This is a genomic window from Sandarakinorhabdus glacialis, assembly GCF_014643455.1.
Classification (GTDB): domain Bacteria; phylum Pseudomonadota; class Alphaproteobacteria; order Sphingomonadales; family Sphingomonadaceae; genus Sandarakinorhabdus; species Sandarakinorhabdus glacialis.
The window spans coordinates 395835-418436 of record NZ_BMJM01000002.1 but is presented as its reverse complement, the minus strand read 5'-3'; the positions used below and the strand labels follow the sequence as shown (position 1 = coordinate 418436).

General features: G+C 64.6%; 26 protein-coding genes, 2 tRNA genes and 1 riboswitch. Of the genes, 20 read left to right on the top strand and 8 right to left on the bottom strand.

The features are described 5' to 3' along the window. Positions 1–476: 476 nt before the first annotated feature. The 4 genes from thiC to IEW98_RS04870 all read right to left on the bottom strand — a co-directional run bounded on the left by thiC (position 477) and on the right by IEW98_RS04870 (position 3869). On the bottom strand, positions 477–2327 hold the full coding sequence (thiC, locus tag IEW98_RS04885) for a phosphomethylpyrimidine synthase ThiC (protein WP_188761787.1): 1851 nt from the start codon (positions 2325–2327) through the stop codon (positions 477–479). Positions 2328–2355: 28 nt separating this feature from the next. Continuing rightward, positions 2356–2466: riboswitch (TPP riboswitch) on the bottom strand. Between the two features lie 103 nt (positions 2467–2569). Beyond that, positions 2570–3310, bottom strand: coding sequence for a sterol desaturase family protein (locus tag IEW98_RS04880; protein ID WP_188761786.1), 741 nt, complete (start codon positions 3308–3310; stop codon positions 2570–2572). A gap of 82 nt (positions 3311–3392) precedes the next feature. Further along, positions 3393–3551 (bottom strand): Thivi_2564 family membrane protein, encoded by a 159-nt coding sequence (locus tag IEW98_RS04875; protein ID WP_188761785.1) that lies wholly within the window; start codon positions 3549–3551, stop codon positions 3393–3395. 244 nt (positions 3552–3795) lie between these two features. Continuing rightward, positions 3796–3869 (bottom strand) — tRNA-Gln (locus IEW98_RS04870). 169 nt (positions 3870–4038) lie between these two features. Between IEW98_RS04870 and IEW98_RS04865 the strand changes: the two genes are divergently transcribed. From IEW98_RS04865 to aguB, 6 genes are all read left to right on the top strand, one after another. Further along, positions 4039–5148 (top strand): Ppx/GppA phosphatase family protein, encoded by a 1110-nt coding sequence (locus IEW98_RS04865; protein ID WP_188761784.1) that lies wholly within the window; start codon positions 4039–4041, stop codon positions 5146–5148. Beyond that, positions 5145–5879, top strand: coding sequence for an RlmE family RNA methyltransferase (locus IEW98_RS04860; protein ID WP_188761783.1), 735 nt, complete (start codon positions 5145–5147; stop codon positions 5877–5879). Before IEW98_RS04865 ends, IEW98_RS04860 begins: the two co-directional genes overlap by 4 nt. Before the next feature lie 189 nt (positions 5880–6068). Beyond that, entirely contained in the window at positions 6069–6464 is a 396-nt protein-coding gene (locus IEW98_RS04855; protein ID WP_188761782.1) for a hypothetical protein, read from the top strand. Positions 6465–6928: 464 nt separating this feature from the next. Further along, entirely contained in the window at positions 6929–8581 is a 1653-nt protein-coding gene (locus IEW98_RS04850; RefSeq protein ID WP_188761781.1) for a M28 family peptidase, read from the top strand. Beyond that, positions 8578–9549 carry an agmatine deiminase family protein gene (locus IEW98_RS04845; protein WP_188761780.1) on the top strand — a complete coding sequence of 324 codons (972 nt, stop codon included), beginning with the start codon at positions 8578–8580 and terminating at the stop codon, positions 9547–9549. Before IEW98_RS04850 ends, IEW98_RS04845 begins: the two co-directional genes overlap by 4 nt. 12 nt (positions 9550–9561) lie before the next feature. Next, positions 9562–10425, top strand: a complete 864-nt coding sequence (gene aguB, locus IEW98_RS04840) for an N-carbamoylputrescine amidase (RefSeq protein WP_188761779.1) — start codon at positions 9562–9564, stop codon at positions 10423–10425. Here the strand turns inward: aguB and IEW98_RS04835 are convergent. Then, positions 10398–11033, bottom strand: coding sequence for a lambda-exonuclease family protein (locus tag IEW98_RS04835; RefSeq protein ID WP_188761778.1), 636 nt, complete (start codon positions 11031–11033; stop codon positions 10398–10400). The two genes, aguB and IEW98_RS04835, sit on opposite strands and share 28 nt — an antisense overlap. Further along, positions 11030–11617 carry a uracil-DNA glycosylase gene (locus IEW98_RS04830; RefSeq protein ID WP_243450555.1) on the bottom strand — a complete coding sequence of 196 codons (588 nt, stop codon included), beginning with the start codon at positions 11615–11617 and terminating at the stop codon, positions 11030–11032. Before IEW98_RS04830 ends, IEW98_RS04835 begins: the two co-directional genes overlap by 4 nt. Before the next feature lie 159 nt (positions 11618–11776). On the opposite strand from IEW98_RS04830, the gene folK reads away from it, so the two are divergent. The 10 genes from folK to IEW98_RS04780 all read left to right on the top strand — a co-directional run bounded on the left by folK (position 11777) and on the right by IEW98_RS04780 (position 18404). Further along, on the top strand, positions 11777–12274 hold the full coding sequence (gene folK / locus IEW98_RS04825) for a 2-amino-4-hydroxy-6-hydroxymethyldihydropteridine diphosphokinase (RefSeq protein WP_188761776.1): 498 nt from the start codon (positions 11777–11779) through the stop codon (positions 12272–12274). 5 nt (positions 12275–12279) lie between these two features. Next, positions 12280–12355: transfer RNA gene (locus IEW98_RS04820), tRNA-Lys, on the top strand. Positions 12356–12422: 67 nt separating this feature from the next. Continuing rightward, entirely contained in the window at positions 12423–12824 is a 402-nt protein-coding gene (locus tag IEW98_RS16125) for a dienelactone hydrolase family protein (RefSeq protein WP_207792501.1), read from the top strand. Then, positions 12791–13645 carry an FKBP-type peptidyl-prolyl cis-trans isomerase gene (locus tag IEW98_RS16340; protein WP_243450554.1) on the top strand — a complete coding sequence of 285 codons (855 nt, stop codon included), beginning with the start codon at positions 12791–12793 and terminating at the stop codon, positions 13643–13645. Before IEW98_RS16125 ends, IEW98_RS16340 begins: the two co-directional genes overlap by 34 nt. Before the next feature lie 119 nt (positions 13646–13764). Next, positions 13765–13977 carry a hypothetical protein gene (locus tag IEW98_RS04805; RefSeq protein WP_188761775.1) on the top strand — a complete coding sequence of 71 codons (213 nt, stop codon included), beginning with the start codon at positions 13765–13767 and terminating at the stop codon, positions 13975–13977. A 196-nt stretch (positions 13978–14173) separates the two neighbouring features. Further along, positions 14174–15184: a DUF3734 domain-containing protein gene (locus IEW98_RS04800; RefSeq protein ID WP_207792500.1), complete on the top strand. Its 1011-nt coding sequence runs from the start codon at positions 14174–14176 to the stop codon at positions 15182–15184. Between the two features lie 138 nt (positions 15185–15322). Continuing rightward, a complete protein-coding gene (locus tag IEW98_RS04795; protein WP_188761774.1) occupies positions 15323–16105 on the top strand; it encodes a 3-hydroxybutyrate dehydrogenase in 783 nt (260 codons plus the stop codon). Positions 16106–16168: 63 nt separating this feature from the next. Next, positions 16169–16381, top strand: a complete 213-nt coding sequence (locus IEW98_RS04790) for a hypervirulence associated TUDOR domain-containing protein (protein ID WP_188761773.1) — start codon at positions 16169–16171, stop codon at positions 16379–16381. Further along, the gene (locus tag IEW98_RS04785; RefSeq protein ID WP_188761772.1) at positions 16382–16699 is read left to right on the top strand and encodes a hypothetical protein; all 318 of its coding nucleotides are present in this window, start codon (positions 16382–16384) and stop codon (positions 16697–16699) included. A 58-nt stretch (positions 16700–16757) separates the two neighbouring features. Beyond that, complete coding sequence (locus tag IEW98_RS04780; protein ID WP_188761771.1) at positions 16758–18404, top strand: acetolactate synthase large subunit; 1647 nt, start codon at positions 16758–16760, stop codon at positions 18402–18404. A gap of 28 nt (positions 18405–18432) precedes the next feature. Here the strand turns inward: IEW98_RS04780 and IEW98_RS04775 are convergent, their stop codons facing one another. After that, positions 18433–18738, bottom strand: a complete 306-nt coding sequence (locus IEW98_RS04775) for an EF-hand domain-containing protein (RefSeq protein WP_188761770.1) — start codon at positions 18736–18738, stop codon at positions 18433–18435. Between the two features lie 97 nt (positions 18739–18835). Beyond that, positions 18836–19627 carry an NUDIX hydrolase gene (locus IEW98_RS04770; RefSeq protein WP_188761769.1) on the bottom strand — a complete coding sequence of 264 codons (792 nt, stop codon included), beginning with the start codon at positions 19625–19627 and terminating at the stop codon, positions 18836–18838. Between the two features lie 76 nt (positions 19628–19703). Here IEW98_RS04770 and IEW98_RS04765 point away from each other — a divergent pair, with 76 nt between their 5' ends. The 4 genes from IEW98_RS04765 (at position 19704) to sdhC (ending at position 22600) form a co-directional block, all read left to right on the top strand. Further along, positions 19704–20369, top strand: a complete 666-nt coding sequence (locus IEW98_RS04765) for a DUF4126 domain-containing protein (protein WP_188761768.1) — start codon at positions 19704–19706, stop codon at positions 20367–20369. After that, positions 20366–21499: a flavodoxin-dependent (E)-4-hydroxy-3-methylbut-2-enyl-diphosphate synthase gene (ispG, locus tag IEW98_RS04760; RefSeq protein WP_188761767.1), complete on the top strand. Its 1134-nt coding sequence runs from the start codon at positions 20366–20368 to the stop codon at positions 21497–21499. Before IEW98_RS04765 ends, ispG begins: the two co-directional genes overlap by 4 nt. Positions 21500–21577: 78 nt before the next feature. Continuing rightward, positions 21578–22048 (top strand): GNAT family N-acetyltransferase, encoded by a 471-nt coding sequence (locus tag IEW98_RS04755; RefSeq protein WP_188761766.1) that lies wholly within the window; start codon positions 21578–21580, stop codon positions 22046–22048. A 147-nt stretch (positions 22049–22195) separates the two neighbouring features. Further along, complete coding sequence (sdhC, locus tag IEW98_RS04750; RefSeq protein WP_188761765.1) at positions 22196–22600, top strand: succinate dehydrogenase, cytochrome b556 subunit; 405 nt, start codon at positions 22196–22198, stop codon at positions 22598–22600. Positions 22601–22602: the final 2 nt, after the last annotated feature.

The following is a 22602-nucleotide window of genomic DNA, read 5'->3' as shown; positions in this document are numbered from 1 at the left end:
CACCAGATCAATCAACTCAGGTTTCGTAAGCCCCTCAAGATCCTCGCGATTCATGGAAAGGATGAATCACGGACAGCCCGGTTTGGCAAGGGGGTGAGTAATTACAACTTTAATTACTGGGGTTTGCTACGTCAACAATTCGATAGACTTATTAATTGATCGGTGTGTCAGTTGACGTCGCAAGTTGTCGATAATTTGTTCAGGGGAGAAGGAAGTCGGGCTCAGGAGTTTGCACCCCGGCTGCCGGAGCCTCAGTTTGCGCCCACCCCTCACCCCGCTCGCCGAAGGGGCGAGTCGCCCTCTCCCGCAAGGGGAGAGGGGCTATTGCTGGTGGGGTTTGGCTTGGCTGGACATACCCTCCCCCGCCCCTCCCTAGAAGTAGGGAGGGGGAAGTGTGCTTTCCCGGAGGACACAGATCTGCCGGAAGACTCACCCACCCCCCAGCCCCTCCCTTGAAGAAGGGAGGGGAGCAGAGGTTAGAGGGTGGGGAGGTAGATTTCGCTGCCTTTGGCTCGGAATTCGGCGCTCTTTTCGGCCATTCCGGCTTCTAGCATTGATTCTGTGTTTTGCTTGGCGGCGTAGTCGCGGACGTCCTGGGTGATCTTCATGCTGCAGAATTTGGGGCCGCACATGCTGCAGAAGTGGGCGACCTTGGCGCCTTCGGCAGGCAGGGTTTCGTCGTGGTATTTCAGCGCAGTCTCGGGGTCGAGCGAGAGGTTGAACTGGTCGCGCCAGCGGAAGTCGAACCTTGCGCGGCTGAGGGCGTCGTCGCGGAGCTGGGCGGCGGGGTGGCCCTTGGCGAGGTCGGCGGCGTGGGCGGCTAGTTTGTAGGTGATGACGCCGACCTTGACGTCGTCGCGGTCGGGGAGGCCGAGGTGCTCCTTTGGCGTGACGTAGCAGAGCATGGCGCAGCCGAACCAGCCGATCATCGCGGCGCCGATGCCGCTGGTGATGTGGTCGTAGCCGGGGGCGATGTCGGTGGTCAGCGGCCCCAATGTGTAGAAGGGCGCCTCGCCGCAGGTTTCGAGCTGCTTGGTCATGTTGACCTTGATCTTGTGCATGGGCACGTGGCCGGGGCCTTCGATCATGACCTGGCAGTCGTGCTTCCAGGCGATCTGGGTGAGCTCGCCGAGGGTTTCGAGCTCGGCGAACTGGGCGCGGTCGTTGGCGTCGGCGATGCTGCCGGGGCGGAGGCCGTCGCCCAAGGAGAAGCTGACGTCATAGGCGCGCATGATCTCGCAGATTTCCTCGAAGTGGGTGTAGAGGAAATTCTCCTTGTGGTGGCTGAGGCACCATTTGGCGAGGATGCTGCCGCCGCGGGAAACGATGCCGGTGACGCGGTTGGCGGTCATCGGGACATAGGCGAGGCGGACGCCGGCGTGGATGGTGAAATAGTCGACGCCCTGCTCGGCTTGCTCGATGAGGGTGTCGCGGTAGATCGCCCAGTTGAGGTCCTCGGCGATGCCGCCGACCTTTTCGAGCGCCTGGTAGATGGGGACGGTGCCGATCGGGACGGGGGAGTTGCGCAGGATCCATTCGCGGGTGTTGTGGATGTTGCGGCCGGTGGACAGGTCCATGACGTTGTCGGCGCCCCAGCGGGTGGCCCAGACCATTTTTTCGACTTCCTCGGCGACGCTGCTGGCGACGGCGGAGTTGCCGATGTTGGCGTTGATTTTTACGAGGAAGTTGCGGCCGATGGCCATGGGCTCGGCTTCGGGATGGTTGATGTTCGAGGGGATGATGGCGCGGCCGCGGGCGATCTCGTCGCGGACGAATTCCGGGGTGACATAATCGGGGATGCTGGCGCCGAAGTCCTCGCCGTCGCGGATCTGGCCGGCGATGTGGGCGCGGCCGATGTTTTCGCGGATGGCGACGTATTCCATTTCCGGGGTGATGATGCCGCGGCGGGCGTAGGCGATCTGGGTTACCGCGAGGCCCGGCTTGGCGCGCCAGGGCATGGCGTTGACGTGGGGGAACATGGGGACGTCGGGTTGCTGCTTGCCGCCGGAGATGCCCCCAAAAATCCCATTGTCCTCGGGGCGGACGTCGCGGCCGGGGTAGCGCTCGACGTCGCCGCGGGCTTCGATCCAGGGGGTGCGGAAGGCGGGCAGGCCGGCGGCGATGTCGATGCTGGCGGTTGCGTCGGTGTAGGGGCCGCTGGTGTCGTAGATGCGGACGGGGGGTTCCTTGGCGGTCGGCTCGAGGGCGACTTCGCGCATGGCGACGCGGATATCGGGGTGGAGACTGCCCTGGATGTGGATCTTGCGGCTGCCGGGGAGGGGGCCCGTGGTGACGGGCATTTCGATCTTGGAATTGATGTCGGCCATTTTATGCGCTCCACATGGGGGGAGTGCGGGCTGGTGGCCGCGCCCTCCCTACGCCGGGGTTAACCGGATCAGGTTCAGCGGGTCGCAGCGCTTGTTAGCTGCCTCTCAGCCGGTTTTGCCGGCCCCCCGGGGTCTTAGGCGTATTGTAGGAGGTTGGGGGGTGGGGTCAACTTGGCTTTTATTGGCGAGGGGCGACACCCCCACCCGGGCCGGCCGAAGGGCCGTCTCTCGACCTCCCCCCTCTAGGGGGAGGGAAAGCGGGCCAGGCCTTTGTCGGTGCCGCAGAATTGGTCCCAGAAGCGGAAGTAGAGCCCGTAGTTGCAGGTGTAGCGCTGGTGGTGGTTCTCGTGGTGGCTGGCGGTGATGACGTGGCGGCCGAACCAGCCGTTTACCCAGCGCTGGGGGAACATCTCCCAGCCCATGTGGTTGGTGACGCCCATTACCGTAGCGATGGTGAGGACGACGGCGAGGGCGCTGACGTGGATGGGGATCAGGAAGGCGAGGGCGGGGATGAGGAGGGCTCCGGAGAGCGATTCCCAAGGGTGGAAGCTCATCGCGGCCCAGGCGGTGGGGGGCTTGGAAGCGTGGTGGACGGCGTGAACGCGCTTGAACAGGGCAGGGGCGTGCATCGCGCGGTGGGTCCAGTAGAACCAGGTGTCGTGGACGAAGAGGTAGAGGGCGATGTTGGGGAGCCACCAGAGGACGGCGGCGGGGGTGATCGCGGTGGTGATGCGGGTGAGGCCGAAGAGGTGCCAGGCGCCGAGCATGAGGCCGGCGGGGATGCCGTAGATGATGGCGGCGGTGAGCGACCAGCGGATCTCGGCGGCGACCTGCTTGCGGCGGCGGACTTCGTCGCGGGGGCCGGCGGTTATGCCGCGGCGGGCGGTGAGCCAGGCGAAGCCGCCGGAGGTCGCGAAGTAGCGGAGGATTACGATCGCGGTGACTTGCGCAGCGATGATGGCGAGGAGGGCGGTGTCGGTCACGGGACGCACCTTTGCCCTTGCTGCGCGGGGGCAGCAAGGGCGGCGGTGTCGCGGCGCCTGTTACCAGGCGCGGGAAACAGGGTTAGATCAGGCCCAGCAAGCGGACGAGATAGATGATCACCGCGATCACGACGACGATGTTGAGGATGCTTTTGATCTTGGCATCCATTGGCAGGTAGGTGTTGATCAGCCAAAGCAGGACACCGACGATGATCAGAGTGATGATGATGTTGAGCAACATGGTTAGTCTCCGCTGTTTTCCGGGCAATGCAGCCGGTTGATTGCTGCCGGACCAGAAGCGGTCGATCGACAGGCCCGTGATTGCCCCGGGTGCGGTTCAAATGCCGCAGCGGCGTAACGGTTCCTTTGCGGAAGTTAATTCGTTTCGGGATTATGTGGACTTTGGTGGAGCAAGGGAGGATCGAACTCCCGGCCTCAGCAGTGCGATTGTGCTTGCAATTAGGGTTTTGAGCGCGCCGGGAGGCTGGATGCCCCGCGAGGATTCGAACCTCGATAAACAGAGTCAGAGTCTGTTGTCTTACCGTTAGACGACAGGGCAATTGCCACTCGCCGGCGCGAAAGGGGCGTCTAGGCAGGGTTGCGGGTGAAGTCAATCCGGATGTCGCGGGCCGGGCGATTTGCCAAGGGGGGCGACACGCACTAGCCTTGTCGACAGGTTCCGGTTCCCTGTTGCGGGTATCGGTGAAGTGAATGGGATGATGTCTGAAATGTCGGCCCTTGCCGATAATGGTGCCATTGGCGGCACCACCGCGGGCGTCGACGCCGCGACCGAGGCGCAGGGCAGGGCCGTTGAAGGTCGGCATCGTGCGTTTGCGGCGCGGGTCCCGGTGCTGCGACGGGGCCGGACCTATGGCGCGCTCGACCTGGGCACCAACAACTGTCGGTTGCTGATCGCTCGGCCGGGGCCGCAGGGGTTCGTTATCGTCGACGCTTATTCGCGCGTCGTGCGGCTGGGCGAGGGATTGATGGAAGCCGGGCGGCTTTCGGATGCGGCGATGGACCGGACGGTCGCGGCGCTGTCGGCGTGTTCGGAGAAGCTGGCGCGGCGCGATGTGCGGCTGACGCGGAACGTGGCGACCGAGGCCTGCCGGCGGGCGTCCAACGGGGCGCGATTCGTCGAGCGGGTGTTTGCCGAGACGGGGATCGCGCTCGATGTGATCAGCGCGCGCGAGGAGGCGCGACTGGCGGTGCTGGGCTGCCATATGCTGATCGAGGCAGATGGGCCGCCGGCGCTGGTGTTCGATATCGGCGGCGGATCGAGCGAATTGATGCTGGTGGCACCGGGCAGCGTCAACGGCGGCGAGCCCGAGATCATCGATTGGGTCAGCCTGCCCTGGGGCGTGGTGTCGCTGGCCGAGACCGAGCCGCAATGGGCGAGCGCCGAGGACCGCGAGCTGGCCTATGCGCGGATGATCGAGCGAGTGACGCCGATGGTCGAGAGTTTTGCGCAGAGGCTGGCGGCGCGCGGGGTCGGCGAGGTGCAGCTGCTGGGCACGTCGGGGACGATCACCACGCTGGCAAGTGTCGAGATGGGGTTGCCGGGATATGACCGGCGGCAGGTCGATGGCTGTGCGCTGGGCGCCGGGCCGCTGCTGGCGCTGTGCCGCAAGATTGCGCGGCAGAGCGTGCAGGAGCGCGCGCGGCTGGCGTGCATCGGGCCGGACCGCGCCGAATTGATCGTGGCGGGGTGCGCCATTCTCGATGCGATCCTCGCGCGCTGGCCGGCGGGTGAAGTGCGGGTGGCCGACCGGGGCATCCGCGAGGGAATTTTGCGGACCTTGATGGGCCGCGACGGTGTCTGGGCGATTGGTAAATGACGGTGACGGGTAGCGGCGGGAAAAGCGGCGGCGGAGGCTCTGGTCCCGGTGGGACGGGCGGACGCTCGCGCGGCGGCAAGGTGCGGGTGAAGACCGCCAAGCGGCGGACGGCGTCGTCGAACCGTTGGCTCGAACGGCATTTGAACGACCCGTATGTCGCGGCGGCGCGGGCGGCGGGGTATCGGAGCCGGTCGGCGTTCAAGTTGAAGGAACTGGATGAACAGTTTTCGCTGCTTGGACAGGTTGAACGGGTCGTCGACCTGGGGGCGGCGCCGGGTGGCTGGTGCCAGGTGGTGCTCGAGCGGCGGCCGCGGGCGAAGGTGGTGGGGATCGACCTGCTGGCGATCGAGCCGATTGCCGGGGTGATATTGTTCGAGAAGGATATTCTCGACGACGATACCGAGGCGATGTTGCTCGAGGCGCTGGGCGGCCGGGCCGATATCGTGCTGTCCGACATGGCGGCCAATACGGTGGGGCACCAGGCGACCGATCATTTGCGCACCATGGGGTTGATCGAGGCGGGGCTCGACATGGCGACGCGGTTGCTGCGGCCGGGCGGGACGTTTGTCGCCAAGGTTCTGGCGGGCGGCGGTGACGGCGCGCTGACGGGGGCGCTGAAGACGGCGTTCACGACGGTGAAGCATGTCAAGCCGCCGGCGAGCCGCAAGGGTTCGAGCGAGTGGTATGTGGTGGCGCAGAATTTCAAGGGCGCGGCGCAGGTCGAGGATTAGGACTGGATCGACACTCGGAGCGATCGAGCCTGCAGGGCAAGTTCAAGGGTCTCCGGCGGCTGAGGCCGCGGGCCAGATCTTATTTCTTTCGGCGATCGTTGACAAACTCAACGATCGCTTCTGCCCAGTTGTGGACTTTCCTGGCTCGGTAGATCATTCCCCAAAACAGACATGAGGGAGCGGATTGAAGTGAGTTCAGCTACCGTTCGCCCTTTAATTGCGCGTGCTGTCACAGCCGCTTTCATGGGCGGATGCTCCGAAGGAAAACACCCTTTCAGAGTGGCTCAGTTTTGCCTTGCAGGCACTCAGGAGATTCCTGCCTTCACCGGCTTGATGAATGAAATGGCACAGGAATACCGGATGGAATTTACTGACCGGAGTGGTCAAACTGGAAACGAGTTGCGATCTTTGGCAGCGGGTAACAAGAACGTACCTGTAAACGACCGCGCCGTGAATATTTCGGCACATAGAGGAAGCGAATTTAGCTTCGGTGCCGGTAACCTGGGTCTGCCCGCTCAACAGATCGCGATAGGGATTAACGGAAATGATTTTGAGCCGCGAAGCTGTTCGCGGATGATGTTGTGAAAAAGCTGTCTACCAGATGGCACGTTCACGAAGTGCCGCAGGGGCGAGGTGCTCTGGCCCTATCTAATTGTGATCAGCAGAACGTCCGGTCTCCCCACCGTGGTGATCAATAGCTGGATGTCCGCTTCCCATGAATTTTGCTGAAAATGTTTTCTCGCGGAAAGATGAACTGGGGCCTGGAACCTGCGGCCCCAGCCGCCGGAGGCTCGTCGTTCGATACGACCTGATTCGGATGGGGTTTCCTTGCGTTGCAGAGATGTAGCTGGGTCCCGGGTCGAGCCCGGGATGACAGTTCTAGTGACAGGTCGTGCGCGGTTGGGGAGGGCGGGTTTGCGGGGCGGTGGATGCTGAAACGAGTTCAGCATGACGAAATCCTTTTGGCGAAATCCTTGTTGGGGTGCGTCGCATCGGTGGTGGAGTAGATCGGCGTTGCGTTGGGGGGGCGGGGCTGGCAATCACTTGGCATGAAGATTCTTGCCACTGTTGCCCTGCTGCTTTCCACCGCGTCAGCCAGCCTGATGTCACCTGCGCCGGCTGCGGCGGTGTCGGTGGAGCAGTTGAAGCGCGACACCAAGGCGTTGTCCGACGATGGTTTCGAGGGACGGGCGCCGGGGACGGCGGGCGAAGTCAAGACCGTCGCGTATATCACCGAGCGGATGAAGGCGATCGGGTTGAAGCCGGGCAATGGGACGAGCTGGACGCAGGATGTGCCGCTGGCGTCGATTACCGTGGACCCCAAGGTGACGCTGAACTTTGCCGGCGGGACGGCGCCGATGACGCTCGACTATATCAAGGACATGGTGGTTTGGACCAAGCGCCAGGTGGCGCAGCAGGTGCTGGCCGATGCGCCGGTGGTGTTTGTCGGCTATGGCATCAATGCGCCCGAGCGCGGCTGGAACGATTATGCCGGCGTCGATGTGCGCGGCAGGACGGTGGTGATTTTGGTCAATGATCCGGATTGGGAGACAAAGGCGGCAGGCAAGGCGGCCGGTTTGTTTGAGGGCCGGGCGATGACCTATTATGGTCGTTATTCGTACAAGTACGAGGAGGCGATGCGGCAGGGCGCGGCGGCGGCGATCATCGTGCATGATACCGAGCCGGCGGCGTATCCGTTTACCGTGATTACCTCGACGGCGTTGGCGCCGAAGATCGATCTCGATTTGCCCGACAAGGGGATGAAGCGGGTTGGCGTCGAGGGCTGGATGACCAAGCCGGCGGCGGCGCGCGTGTTTGCGACGGCGGGGCTGGACCTGGCGGCTTTGACGGCGGCGGCGAAGGTGAAGGGATTCAAGGCTGTCGAGACGAAGCTGACGGCGTCGGCTGTGCTCGACAACAAGATCACGCGGTCGGCGTCGAAGAATGTGCTGGGGATCGTGCGCGGGGCGAGCAAGCCCGATGAGGTCGTGCTGTATTCGGCGCATTGGGATCATCTGGGGCGATGTGCCGCCGATGCGACCGGCGATGATATCTGCAACGGCGCGGTCGATAATGCGTCGGGGATTGCCGGGTTGCTGGCGATTGCCGAGGATTCTGCGAAGGGCAAGAAACCCGCGCGATCGGTGCTGTTCCTGGCGGTGACGGCGGAGGAATCGGGGCTGCTCGGGTCGCGCTGGTATGCCGAGAATCCCGTCTATATGCTGGGAAAGACCGTGGGCGGGGTCAACATGGACAGCCTTAACGTGATGGGGCGGATGGACGGGTTGACGATTGCGGGGGCCGGGAAGTCCGAGCTGGAGCCGATGGCGGTGGCGCTGGCCAAGGCACAGGGGCGCACGCTGCGTGCCGAGGACAGTCCGGAGAAGGGCTATTATTTCCGGTCGGATCACTTCAGCTTTGCAAAACTGGGCGTGCCGATGCTCGATGCCGGTAGCGGCGGGGAATTGGTCGGCAAGCCGGCGGGGACGGCGGCGACGGTCGGCGCGGATTATGTGGCGAAGCGGTATCACCAGCCTTCGGACGAGTATGAGGCCGGGTGGGACTGGTCCGGGGCGGTCGAGGATCTGACGCTGTACGAGCAGCTGGGGCGGACGCTTGCGGATGGCGGCGGGTGGCCGAACTGGCTGCCGGATAGCGAGTTTCGGGCGATCCGTGATGCGTCACGCGCGGGTGCGAAATGACGGCGCGGCAGCCGGCGGAATGGATGCTGCATAGCGCCACCTGGACGGCATTTCCGAGTGCGGCGGACTTGTGGGAAGACGATCTGGCGCCGGCGCAGGCCGAGGTTGCGGCGATGGTGCGGGCGATCGCGGCGGGTGAGCGGGTCGAGTTGCTGGTGGCCAACGAAACCGCGATGGCGACGGCGCGCGAGATGCTGGCGGGGGTCGATGTCGGGTTCCACGATTATGGTTTCGGCGATATCTGGCTGAGGGATACCGGGCCGTTGTTCATGCAGTCGCCGGTCGGGGCGGCGGCGGCGGGGTTTCGCTTCAATGGCTGGGGCGGCAAGTACGACCTGCCGGGCGATGATGGCGTGGCGGCGTTTGTCGCCGGTGCGGCCGGGGTGCCGTTGGCGCGGCATGGCTGGGTGCTCGAGGGCGGCGCGATCGACTGCGACGGGACGGGGCTGGCGGTGACCACCGAGCAGTGTTTGCTCAACCCCAATCGGAACCCGAAGATGGACCGGGCGGAGGTCGAATCGCATTTGCGGCGCGACCTGGGTATCGACCGGGTGCTGTGGCTTGGCGAGGGGTTGGCGAACGATCATACCGACGGGCATGTCGACAATCTGGCGCGGTTCGTGGCGCCGGGGGTGCTGGCGTTGCCGGTGCCGGAGGCGGACGATCCCAATCGCGATGTGCTGCGTGATGCGCACGAGCGAGCGCGGGATTTCGGGCTGACGGTGTTCGGGGTGCCATCGGCGGGGCGGATCGAGCGCGACGGCGAGATCGTGCCGGCGAGCCATATGAATTTTTATATCGCGAATACGGTCGTGGTGGTGCCGACGTATGGTGGGGCTTCGGACGAGGCGGCGGTAAAGGCGATCGGGACGCTGTTTCCGGGGCGGGATTGTATCGGTCTGCGAGCGGACCATATTTTGACGGGTGGCGGAAGCTTTCACTGCATTACGCAGCAGCAGCCGGCCTGAGGATCACATCGAATGCGCCAGATCACCGTTGCCGGGTTGCAGCTTTCGTTCACGGGTGAGCGCGATGCCGATATTGCGGCGACGGCGGCGGCAGTGCGCGGCGCGGCGGGTGCGGGGGCGCAGGTGATCTTGCCGCCCGAGCTGTTCGAGGGGCATTATTTCTGCCGGCATGAGGACGAGAGCCTGTTTGCCAATGCGTTGCCGTTGGACAAGCATCCGGCGGTGGCGGCGATGCAGGAGGTTGCTCTCGAGACGAAGACGTTCATCCCGACGAGCTTCTTCGAGCGCGATGGCCCGCATCATTACAACAGCCTGGCGATGATCGACGATGGTGGGAACATCATGGGCGTTTACCGCAAGAGCCATATTCCGGACGGGCCGGGGTATGAGGAGAAATTCTATTTTCGGCCCGGGAATACCGGCTTCAAGGTGTGGCCGACGCGGCTGGGCGTGATCGGCGTCGGGATCTGCTGGGATCAATGGTATCCCGAGACGGCGCGGGCGATGATGTTGATGGGTGCCGAGGTGCTGATGTACCCGACGGCGATCGGTTCGGAGCCGCATGATCCGAGCCTCGATACGCGGCGGATGTGGCGGCGGGCGATGCAGGGCCATGCGGTGTCGAACGTGGTGCCGGTGGTGGCTTGCAATCGCTTCGGCGTCGAGGAGGCGGGGACGCCGCACGAGCAGGCGTTTTACGGGACGAGCTTTATCGCCGACCAGCGCGGGGATATCGTTGCGGAGCTGGGCGACAGCGATGTGGGCGGGGTGATTGCGACGTTCAACCTTGATCTTGTTGCGAAACATCGCGCGGCGTTCGGGTTTTTCCGCGATCGGCGGCCGGATCTTTATGGCCGGTTGGCGGTCGATATCTGACGCGCGGCGAGAACACGGGCCCAGAACTTGGCGCCGGTGGCGGTGAGGCGGTCGATGTAGATCTCGTCGCGGTGCTCGGGGACGAGCAGGGGCGGCCGGCCGGGGTGCCAGACCCAGAAATCGATGCTGAGATAGCCGGTGACGGCGAGGGTTTGTTGGAGCTGGCCGATATAGTGGCCGGGGACGCGACCGGTGCGGGCGACTTCGGCGTAAGTCGCTGATCCGCATTTGATTTCAAGGGCGCGGGCGGCGGCGAGGTCGATGCCGTCGAGGCTGGCGCGCTGCCAGTCGTGGGTCGTCGAGACGAGGCAGGTGGGGGTGACGTTGCTACCGTGGGCGGCGATGTAGAGGCGGCGGGCCTGGGCTTCGAGGCCGGTGTCGCGGGGTGGCGGCGGGGTGCCGAAAAGGTCTGCGATTACCGGGGCCTGGCGTTTGGGGCGGGTGTAGCCGTAGCGCGGCGGGGCGACTTTTTCGGCGAAGAGCGCCTGGGGGGTGCGCCAGGGATTTTCGCTCATCAGGGCGGCAGCGTCGGAGGCGCCGATACCGTCGTGGCGCCAGCGTAGCCAGTCGGCGGTTCCCTGTTGCAGATCAACAACTTGGAAGGTCATTGGTGCTCGAGGGCGCTTTCGAAGACGGCTTCGAACATTGCGGCGGTGAGGCGGCCGGTGTTGGTGTTGTAGCGGCTGCAATGATAGCTATCGATGAGGATAAGGCCAGATGGCATGCGATGCAAGTTGTTGTGGCCGAAGGGATATTTCGGGAGCTTGCCGCCGAGCGCCTTGATTGTCGACTGGTGGGCGATCTGGCCGAGGGCGATGACGACCTTGAGGTTGGGCAGGGTCTTGAGGCGCTCGACGAGGAACGGGCGGCAGGTGTGGATTTCGGTGGGGAGGGGCTTGTTCTGCGGCGGGACGCAGCGGACGGCGTTGGTGATGAACGTGCCGTGGAGTTGCAGGCCGTCGTCGCTACGGGCGTCGTAAGTGCCTGAGCTGAAGCCGAATTTCGCAAGCGTGTCGAACAGCAGGATGCCGGCCCAGTCACCTGTGAAAGGTCGGCCGGTGCGGTTGGCACCCTGCATGCCGGGAGCGAGGCCGGTGATGGCGAGCCAGGCGTCGGGGTCGCCGAAACCGGGGACCGGGGCGTTCCACCAGCCGGGGTTGCGGGTGATGGATTCGGCGCGGAATTCGGCCAAACGCGGGCAAAGCGGGCAATCGCGGGGGGCGTCGCCGGGTTGTGGACGGTAGTTCGGCCATGGTTCGAGGGGCGGTGACGGGGTCGTTTGCACCTCGGAACCGGAGATTATGGGAGATTGGTCGATTTCCATCGGGCCAGCGTGTAGCCAGCCGGGGACATGACGGCAAATATTCTCATCGCACTCGGATCGAACCGGCGGCATCGGCGGCACGGCGCACCCGAGGGCGTGGTGCGGGCGACGATGGCGGAACTGACGTCGCGCGGGCTGGAGGTGGTCCTGATGTCGCGGATCAGGCCGACGGCGCCGATGGGGCCTGGGGGGCGGCGGTTTGCCAATGCCGCGGTGGCGGTGCGGAGCGAATTGTCGCTGGCGGCGGTGTTGGCCGTGCTGAAATCGGTCGAGCGGGATTTCGGGCGGCGGGGTGGACGGCGCTGGGGGGACAGGGTGCTCGACCTCGATATCATCGGGGCCGGGGCTGCGGTGGTGAAGGGGCGGGGGCTGCAGGTGCCGCATCCGCGGATGGCCGAGCGGCGCTTCGTGCTCGATCCGCTGGTGGAAATTGCGCCCGATTGGCGGCATCCGTTGCTGGGGGTGACAGCGAGACAGTTGCGCGCGCGAGCGATGCGTCCTAAAGGCCGCTTCCACGTTGTTTGACGTGCGGGCCCATAGCTCAATCGGTAGAGCGCGCGCCTTTTAAGCGCTAGGTCGCGGGTTCGAATCCCGCTGGGCCCACCACTTCCTTTTCGCATGTTGTACGCCTTGTAGCCGGGCTATAGGGTCAGGCCGTCATAAGGAGGCTGTGATGTCGCTGGCGGACTATGCGCTAAGTAATTTTACCGCCGATCCTTATACGCGGCCGGTATATCGGCGCGGGACCGGGCCGGCGGTGATCGTCATTCATGAAGTGCCGGGGCTGCATCCGCTGGTGGTCGATTTTGCCGACCGGCTGGTGGCGGCGGGGATGACGGTGTTCATGCCGAGCCTGTTCGGGACGCCGGGCAAGCCGATGAGCAAGGGGTATGCGGTCCAGCAGATCGCGCTCAATATCTGTGTGCGGCGCGAGTTTCATACCTGGAGCGGCGGCAAGTCGAGCCGATCGTCGATTGGTTGCGGGCGTTGGCGCGGCATGCCCATGCCGAGTGCGGCGGGCCGGGGGTCGGGGCGATCGGCATGTGTTTCACCGGCGGCTTTGCGCTGGCGATGATGACCGAGCCGAGCGTGATTGCGCCGGTGCTGTCGCAGCCGTCGCTGCCGCTGCGGGGCGGCAAGCGCGGCGAGATCGATGTGTCACCGGCCGAGATCTCGTGCGCGCGGGCGCGGTTCGAAAGCGAGGATTTGAGCTTGCTCGGGCTGCGGTTCAAGTCCGACAGCTTTGTGCCCGATGCGCGGTTCGCGCGCTACGCCCGAGAGTTCGGCGCGCGTTTCGAGGAGATCGAGCTCGAGGACAAGGACGCGCGGCCGGGGACGGGGATGGCGCCGCATTCGGTGCTGACCATTCATCTTCCGGACACCGGCCCTGGTAAAGAAGCCGAAACTGCGACTATTGCATTTTTCAAGCGCCGGCTCGGTTTGCCGGACGACAGGAGAGACGAGTTGAATCCCATCATACCCCTGGTTGCCGCGGCAGCCGTTGTCGCAGCCACCGCCAGCGATGCAGCGCCCGCGCCGGTCATGCTGCCGAGCGGCGTCAGCGTGATCGATACCAAGGTCGGCAAGGGCGCCGAGGCGATGCCCGGCCAGTATGTAACGGTGCATTACACCGGCTGGCTGTTCAGCGAAGGCGCCAAGGGCAATCGCGGCAAGAAGTTCGATTCGTCGCTCGATCGCGGCGATCCGTTTGCGTTTCCGCTCGGTGGTGGCCGGGTTATCCAGGGCTGGGACGATGGCGTTGCCGGCATGAAAGTCGGTGGCAAGCGCACGCTGATCATCCCGGCTTCGGCGGGCTATGGCGAGCGCGGCGCCGGCGGCGATATTCCGCCGGGCGCGACGCTGATCTTTGATGTAGAACTGCTGAAGACCGAATAGGATCGCCCGAATTCAGGTGATTGCCGCGCCTGAAAACTGTCATGTTGCCTGCGGAACGAACGACCGGGGCTTTACATGATGGCGAAGCGGCTTCTTTTGGCGATTCGGCGGGCGCACTGGTGACAGCGGTCCCCGCCGCGGCGCAGGAGGCGACGACAGCCGGGGCCAGCGCTGCGATACCCGCTGCTAGCCCCGCCGCCGCCGATGCCTCGGCGCTGGCGTTGAAACTTGTCCAATCCGGTGGCGTCTTGCGATCTTATGTCGTTAGCAACGAGGGCTCGGCGCACGGGTTTGCGGGACGCTTCGTGGTGACGTTGCTGTTCCCGAAATAGGACGCCGGCCTGTTGCTGAGGACCGCGATGGGCTAATGCTGCGCTTGCGAGATGCGGGAGCAGCCAATGTCGAAACTTGACCAGGACCATGCCGTTCATGCCCACCGCGTGCTGGTGCTGCAGGGTGGCGGCGCGTTGGGCAGCTACCAGGCGGGGGTATTCGAGGCCTTGCAGGAAGCCGAACTGCCCGGACTGGGTGGCGGGAATTTCGATTGGAGCGATCAATGCGGCGCTGATCGCGGGCAATGCGCCCGAACTGCGGGTGCCGCGATTGACCGAGTTCTGGAAGTTGGTGACATCGGGGGTGACGGCGGCGGCACCCGAGCTGGGTGACGGAGTGCGCCGGCAATGGAACCAGGTGGCGGCGGCGATGACGATGTCGCAAGGAGCGCCGGGGTTTTTCAAGCCGATGTGGCCGCCGGTGGTGCCGTGGCTGAAGGGGCCATTGGGGTATTACGACACGGCGCCGCTGCGCGCGACGCTGGAACGGCTGGTTGACTGGGACCTGCTCAACAATGGTCCGGTACGGCTGTCGGTGGGAGCGGTGAATGTCGAGACCGGCAATTTCCGCTATTTCGACACGCGGACCGACCGGATCGGGCCCGAGCATATCATGGCGTCGGGAGCGCTGCCGCCGGGGTTTCCGCCGATCGAGATAGACGGCGAATATTGGTGGGATGGCGGCCTGGTTTCGAACACGCCGCTCGATTATGTGCTCGAGATCGAGAACGACAGCGACCTGATGATCTTCCAGGTCGATCTGTTTCCAGCCCGTGGCCCGATGCCGCAAACGATTTCGGAGGCCGAGGAGCGGGTCAAGGATATCCGCTTTTCGAGCCGGACGCGGCAGAATACCGACGCCAATCTGAAGCTGAACCGGGCGCGGACGGCGTTTCATGCGCTGGTGGCGAAATTGCCGGCGGAATTGCGCGATACCGAGGAAGTGCGGTTGCTGGCCGAGGTGGCGCGCGAGAACCGGGTGGCGGTGGCGCAGCTGATCTATCGCGACAAGGCCTGGGAGGGGCAGGCCAAGGATTATGAATTCAGCCGGGCGACGATGGCGGAGCATTGGCTTTCGGGGCGGGCGGATGTCGAACAGACGATCCATGATGCGGGGTGGCTGAGCCAACCGATGCAGATGGGGACTGTGGTGTATGATTTGACGCGGGAGGATTTGGGGGCGCGGGGGAGTGGGGGTGAAATTTGAGTTATCTAGGGGCGGGGGTGTGGGTGGTGCGTTTTTATGGGGTTGTGAGTGTGGAGTGGTGGTGTTTCTCGGGAAGGGTGGGAGATGGGCCCCGGCCTTCGCCGGGGTGACGGAAGATAGAAGACAAAAGGATTTGTGATGATTTTGCGGGACAAGGTTGCGGTTGTTACCGGGGCGGCGAGTGGGATTGGCAAGGATATTGCCAGGCAGTTCCTGGCTGAGGGGGCGAAGGTGGCGATTGCCGATTTGAACATCGAGGGAGCCAATGCCACGGCGCTCGAGTTCGATCCGACGGGCGAGCGGGCGATGGGGGTGGCGATGAATGTCACCAGCGAAGCCGAGGTCGATGCAGGGATTGCGGCAGTGGCGGCAAAGTTCGGCGGGATCGATATCCTGGTGTCGAATGCCGGGATCCAGATCGTTGCACCGATCGAGGACTACGCGTTTTGCGACTGGCAGAAGATGCTGGCGATCCACCTCGACGGGGCGTTTTTGACGACCAGGGCGTGCATCAAGCACATGTATGCGCAGGGACGCGGTGGCAGCATCATCTATATGGGATCGGTGCATTCGAAAGAGGCTTCGGTGCTGAAGTCGGCTTATGTGACGGCGAAGCACGGCCTGATCGGGCTGTGCAAGGTCGTCGCCAAGGAAGGCGCCAAGCACGGCGTGCGGGCGAATGTGATCTGCCCGGGGTTTGTGCGGACGCCATTGGTTGACAAGCAGATTCCCGAGCAGGCCAAGGCGCTCGGGCTGAGCGAGGATGATGTCATCAAGACGGTGATGCTCAAGGAAACCGTCGATGGAGAGTTTACGACGGTCGACGACGTGGCGCGGACGGCGGTGTTCCTGGCCGGGTTCCCGACGAATGCGCTGACGGGGCAGTCAATCGTCGTCTCGCACGGCTGGTATATGCAGTAGGGCGTTTCGCCGCGGGAACTCGGGGTTTGCGATCTGGATTGTGGGCTCGAAGGAGAGCGCACGATGGCAGGCAAGGATCTGAAGGCCGGCGACGCGGTCGAATGGGATTCGTCGGGAGGGCATTCGAAGGGCAAGGTGGTCAGGAAGATCACCGGCGAGGCGAAGGTTAAGGGCCATGTTGCCAAGGCTTCGAAGGAGGAGCCGCAATATGTGGTCAAGTCCGAGAAGGGCGGCGAGGCGATCCACAAGCCGGGTTCGCTGAAGAAGGCGAAGTAGATGGCGGGCCATGTGCCGCCCAAGGCGGTCGCCGATGCGGCGGCGCTCGGGCTCGAACTGCGGGCGAAGTTCAAGCGCGGCGGGACCGATGTCGGGGTGAAGCGCGCCGAGCAGTTGAAGGCGCGGCGGGAATGCAGCGACGCGGACATTGCCGCGATCAGCAGCTATTTCAAGCGGCACGTCGTCGACAAGGACGCCAAGGCTCACGAGTGGGGCGACAACGACGACCCTTCGGCCGGGTATGTGGCGTGGCTGCTGTGGGGCGGCGATGCCGGCGAGAAATGGGCCGATGGCGTGAAGGCGAAACTCGACGGTTGATTGCGTTTACGGTTGCCGGTCGGCACTGTGGTGACCGGTTGGGCGGGATGCAGCGCGAATGACCAAGGCCTCGGATCTGCTGGTGCAATGCCTCGAGGGCGAGGGCGTCGAATATGTGTTCGGTGTGCCGGGGGAGGAGAACCTCGACTTTCTCGACAGCCTGTCGCGGTCGGTCTCGATCAAGCTGATCTTGACGCGGCACGAGCAGGGCGCCGGGTTCATGGCGGCAACTTATGGGCGGCATACCGGCAAGGCGGGCGTGTGCCTGGCGACGCTGGGGCCGGGGGCGACCAACCTGGTGACGGCGGCGGCCTATGCCAATCTGGGCGGAATGCCGATGCTGATGATTACCGGGCAGAAGCCGATCAAGCGATCGAAGCAGGGCCGGTTCCAGATACTGGACGTGGTCGACATGATGCGGCCGATTACCAAGTTTACCCACCAGCTGGCGAGTGCGGACAATATTCCGGCTCGGGTGCGCGAGGCGATACGGTTGGCGCAGGAGGAGAAGCCGGGGGCGACGCACCTTGAATTGCCGGAGGATATTGCTTCGGACGACGCGGATTCAGTGCCGATCCCGCCGAGTTTCGTGCGGCGGCCAGTGCCCGACGGCAAAGCGATCGCCGAGGCGGTGCGGGTTATCGAGAGCGCGCGGGCGCCGATTTTCGTGTTCGGGGCGGGGGCGAACCGGACGATGACGTCGCGGATGCTCGAGCGGTTGATCGACAAGACCGGGATACCGTTCCTGACGACGCAGCTGGGCAAGGGGGTCATCGACGAGCGGCATCCGAAGTTCGTCGGCTGTGCGGCGCTGTCGTCGGGGGATTTCGTCCATGCGGCGATCGGCAAGGCGGATGTGATCGTCAATATCGGGCATGATGTGATCGAGAAGCCGCCGTTCTTCATGAAGACGGGGGGTGCGATGGTCGTTCACGTGTCGAACCGGACGGCGGAAGTGGACCCCGTGTATTTTCCGCAGGTGGAGGTGATCGGCGATATTGCCAATGCGGTGTGGCAGATGAGCGAGGCAGTCACGCCGCAGGCCCATTGGGCGTGCTCGGGGATGCTGGCGGCGCGGGCGGCGGAGGTGGCGCACCGCGAGGCGGCTGTGGGGGATATGCGGTGGCCGATCTATCCGCAATATCTGGTCGACCAGGTGCGGAAAGTGATGCCTGATGACGGGATCATTGCGCTCGATAACGGGATCTACAAGATCTGGTTTGCGCGTAACTACATGGCGCATCAGGCGAATACGGTGCTGCTCGACAATGCGCTGGCGTCGATGGGGGCGGGGCTGCCGAGCGCGATGGCTTCGGCGATGGTCTATCCCGAGCGCAAGGTGATGGCGATCTGCGGCGATGGCGGGTTCATGATGAACAGCCAGGAGATGGAGACGGCGGTGCGGCTGGGGCTGAACCTGACCGTGCTGGTGCTCAACGACAACAGCTATGGGATGATCCGCTGGAAGCAGGCGATCATGGGGTTCGAGGATTGGGGGCTGAGTTACGGCAACCCGGATTTCGTGAAATACGCGGAGAGCTATGGGGCGGCGGGGCATCGGGTGACGAGTGCGGCGATGCTGCCGGGGCTGCTGGCGGAATGCCTGGCGGCGAAGGGGGTGCAGTTGATCGATTGTCCGGTGGACTATTCGGACAACGACCGGATATTAAACCATGAGATCAAGGCGTTGAGCGGGGGGCTTTAAGTATTGCGCGAACCTGGAGCCGCCGGGATCAGCCCGGGCGGCGGGCGGCCATTTTGTCCATGCCGGCCTTGAGTTCTTCTTCGGTGACGAAGCCGTCCTTGTCGGTGTCGATGAAATCGAAGCCGCGGTCGCGGCGGCCGGCGGCGAGCCATTCGGGCTTGTCCCATTTGCCGTCGGTGTTGATGTCGGCAGCTTTCAGCTTGGCCATGGCATCGCCATAGCTGGGAGGCGCGGCTGGGGCAGGCGGGGTTTGCGCGTTGGCGGCGTAGAAGGCCACGCTGCCGGTCGCGGTGGCAATGGCGAAGGTCGCGGCGATGGCGAGGATGATGCGCATGGAACGGTCCCTTATTGGTCGGTCGGATGCACTACGGCGGCAAGCGCTGCAATCACTCGGATAAAGTCGGGACGGAGTCGTGGGGGGACGGCCTTGATTATTCGCGGCGCAGGTTTTCGAGGCGGTCCTCGGTGATCGGATAGTCGCAGCCGAGCGGGATGGTCAGCCACATGACGCCTTCGCGGTCGACGATTTCGGGCTGGATGAACGGGGCGGGGCGGGCGGCGGCTGCGGTGAGGATGGCGGCGACGCTATCGTACTGGGCGAGGCGTTGCAGGTTGCACTTGGTCGGGAAAACCAGCGCCGTGTTGCCGGCGGCTTCGGCGGCGAGTGCGGCGGCGGCGGTCGTCCAGTGGATGGCGACGGCTTCGTTGCCGTCGGGCGAGATGTGGGCGCTGGCGGTGTTGCCGGCATCCGCGACGTAGAAATGCGTGTCGAAGCGGCGCTTGATTGGCGCGGCGGCGGGTGGCTCCCAGCGGGCGAAGGGGATGAAGCGTTCGGCGTCGACGCGGTGGCCGAGCGCGGCGATCATCGCGGCGAAGGTGGCGGCCTCGTCGGCGTCGGGACCTGCGGCGAGTTGCGCGCGGGCGTGGGCGAGGGCGATCGGGTCGGCGGGCTCGCCGATGGTGAGCAGGACGCCGGTTTCTTCAAGGGCTTCGCGGGCGCAGGCGACGCGCGCGGCGGCGTCGATGTCGTCGAGACTGTCGAAATTGAGCGCAAGGTCGGGGCTGCGGGCGGTGACGATATCGGCGGGATCGACGCGGCCGCCGGGAAAGACCATCGCACCGCCGGCGAAGGCGAGGTTTTCGCCGCGCTTGACCATGAGGACTTCGGGGCCGGAGGCCGAATCGCGGAGCAGGAGGACGGTGGCGGCGGGGATGCTGGTCATTGCCGGGTTATAGGCACGGCGGGGCGAGACTGCACACTCTCTGGATAAGGGGGAGCGATTGTGTGATGCTGGCGCAATGACCGCAGTCGAAATCATCGGAATTGCTGCCAGCCTGAGCTTACTGGCGGGTTGGCGGCTGTATGCGGCGGTGCTGGCGGCGGGGCTGGCGGTGCGGTTCGGGCCGTTCGGGCTGCCAGGGGAGTTGGCGGGGCTTGAAGTGCTCGGCAACTGGTGGGTGCTGGGGATTGCCGCAACCGGCACGTTGGCGGAGTTCCTGGCGGACAAGGTGGCGTGGCTGGATAGTGCCTGGGATGCGGTGCATACGCTGGTGCGGCCGGTGGGCGGTGCCCTGCTGGCGATGGCGGTGGTGTCGCCCGACGATGGCGTGCTGGCGGTGGTGACGGTGTTGCTCGGCGGCGGGGCTGCGCTGGCGGCGCATACGGCGAAGGCGGGAACACGGGCGGTGATCAACGGGTCGCCCGAACCGGTGAGCAATGTGATGGCATCGGTGGCCGAGGACGGGGCGACGGCGGGCGGGCTGTGGCTGGTGTTCGCGCATCCGGATTGGGCGGCGGCGCTGGCGGCGGTGTTGCTGGCGGTGACCGGCTTGCTGATCTGGTGGACGGTGCGGGTGATCGGGCCGGTGTGGCGCAAGTGGCGGCGTTTGGGGGGCGTCGTAACGTGGCTTGGAGCATTGCGGCGCCGGCTGTATAGCGGCGGCAATATCAGGAGCCGTGCATGAGCGTTCGACCCTGGCGTGATATTTCGCGCCGCAAATCCCGGCAGATCATGGTCGGCAAGGTGCCGGTCGGTGGCGACGCGCCGATTGCCGTGCAGACGATGACCAACACGCTGACGTCCGACCCGATTGCGACGATCGACCAGATCCGGCGTTGCGAGGAAGTCGGCGCCGATATCGTGCGGGTGTCGTGCCCCGATGTGGAGTCGACGGCGGCGTTGAAGACCATCGTGCGAGCGGTGAATGTGCCGATCGTGGCGGATATCCATTTCCATTATAAGCGCGGACTCGAGGCGGCGGATGCGGGGGCGGCTTGTTTGCGGATCAACCCGGGCAATATCGGGTCGCAGGTGCGGGTGAAGGAGATCGTCAGCGCGGCGAAGAATAACGGCTGTTCGATCCGGATCGGGGTGAATGCCGGGTCCCTGGAAAAGCATTTGCTCGAGAAATACGGCGAACCTTGCCCTGAGGCGCTGGTCGAGAGCGCGCTCGAGCATATGAAAATGCTGCAGGACGAGGATTTTCACGAGTTCAAGATCTCGGTGAAGGCGTCGGACGTGTTCCTGGCGGTGGCGGCGTATAATGGCCTGGCCGAGGTTTGCGATTATCCGCTGCACCTGGGGATTACCGAGGCGGGCGGGTTGCAGGGCGGCACGGTGAAGTCGTCGATCGGGCTGGGCATGCTGCTGTGGTCCGGGATCGGCGATACGATCCGGGTTTCGCTGTCGGCGGATCCGGTGGAGGAGGTCAAGGTCGGCTATCATCTGCTGAAATCGCTCGGGATCCGGGCGCGGGGTGTGCGGGTGGTGTCTTGCCCGAGCTGTGCGCGGCAGGGGTTTGATGTGGTCAAGGTCGTCGAGACGCTCGAGACGCGGCTGGCGCATATCACGACGCCGCTGTCGCTGTCGGTGCTGGGGTGCGTGGTCAATGGGCCGGGCGAGGCGCGCGAGACGGATATCGGGCTGACCGGGGGCGGAAATGGCCGGCACATGGTGTTTTTGTCGGGGATTACCGATCACGTGATCGAGAGTGAGAAGATGGTCGATCATATCGTGATGCTGGTCGAGAAGAAGGCGGCGGAGCTCGATGCGGTCAAGGCTGCGGCCGAGTTGGCGGCAATTGCGGCGGAGTAGGAAGGAAAGCGCCGTCCTAATCTTGAAGGGCGTAATGTCGGTGATTGCTTTTCGGCGGGGCGGATGCTCATTGCGCGCATGATCCGTACCGCAGCCCCCGCCGATGTCCCGACGATCTTGCAGCTTGTCCGCGAGCTTGCCGAATATGAGCGTGAACCGGATGCGGTGAAGGCCGGGGAGAGTGACCTGCATGCGGCGCTATTCGGGGCGCGGCCGGTTGCGGAGGCGGTGATTGCCGAAGTGGACGGCGCCGCGGTGGGGATGGCGTTGTTCTTTCCGTCGTTTTCGACTTGGGAGGGCAGGGCTGGGCTGTATCTCGAGGACCTGTTCGTGCGGCCTTCGGCGCGCGGTTTGGGCGTGGGCAAGTCGTTGCTGGTGCACCTGGCTGGCGTGGCGATGGACCGGGGTTATGCGCGGTTCGAATGGCAGGTGCTCGACTGGAACGCGCCGGCGATCGGCTTTTATCATGCACTCGGTGCGCGGTCGCAGGATGAGTGGACGGGCATGCGGGTCGACGGTGACGCGTTGACGCGGCTGGCGAAGCGCTGAGCCCGGTATTGCTGCGCCGCAGTGGGCGAGATGCGCTCCGGGATGCGCGATTGGTTCGCAACAGCGTGTTACACTGCGATGAGAGGTTGCGCTCGGGCGATGAAGGCCTAAAACGCCGCAATCATCAACCCGGAGATCGAGGAACACATGGCCGGCCGTCCGATTTCGCCGCGACCGCTGTCGCCGCACATGACCATCTGGAAATGGCAGGTGCATGCGATTGTCTCGATCCTGCATCGCATCACCGGCAACGCCATGGCGCTGGGTGCCGTGGTGCTGTTCCTGTGGTGGCTGATTGCCGCGGCGAGCGGTCCCGACGCGTATGGGGTATTCGGAAACGTGGCGACCGGGTGGTTCGGGAAATTGGTCGGCATCGGGTTTACCTGGGTGTTTTTCCAGCATCTGTTCTCGGGTATCCGCCACCTGGTGATGGATACCGGCGAGGGCCTCGAGATCACGACGAGCAAGACGCTGGCGACGGCGACGCTGGTGGCCTCGGTGATGGCGACGATCTTGACCTGGGTCGCCATCTATCTTTACAAGGGGTTTTGAGC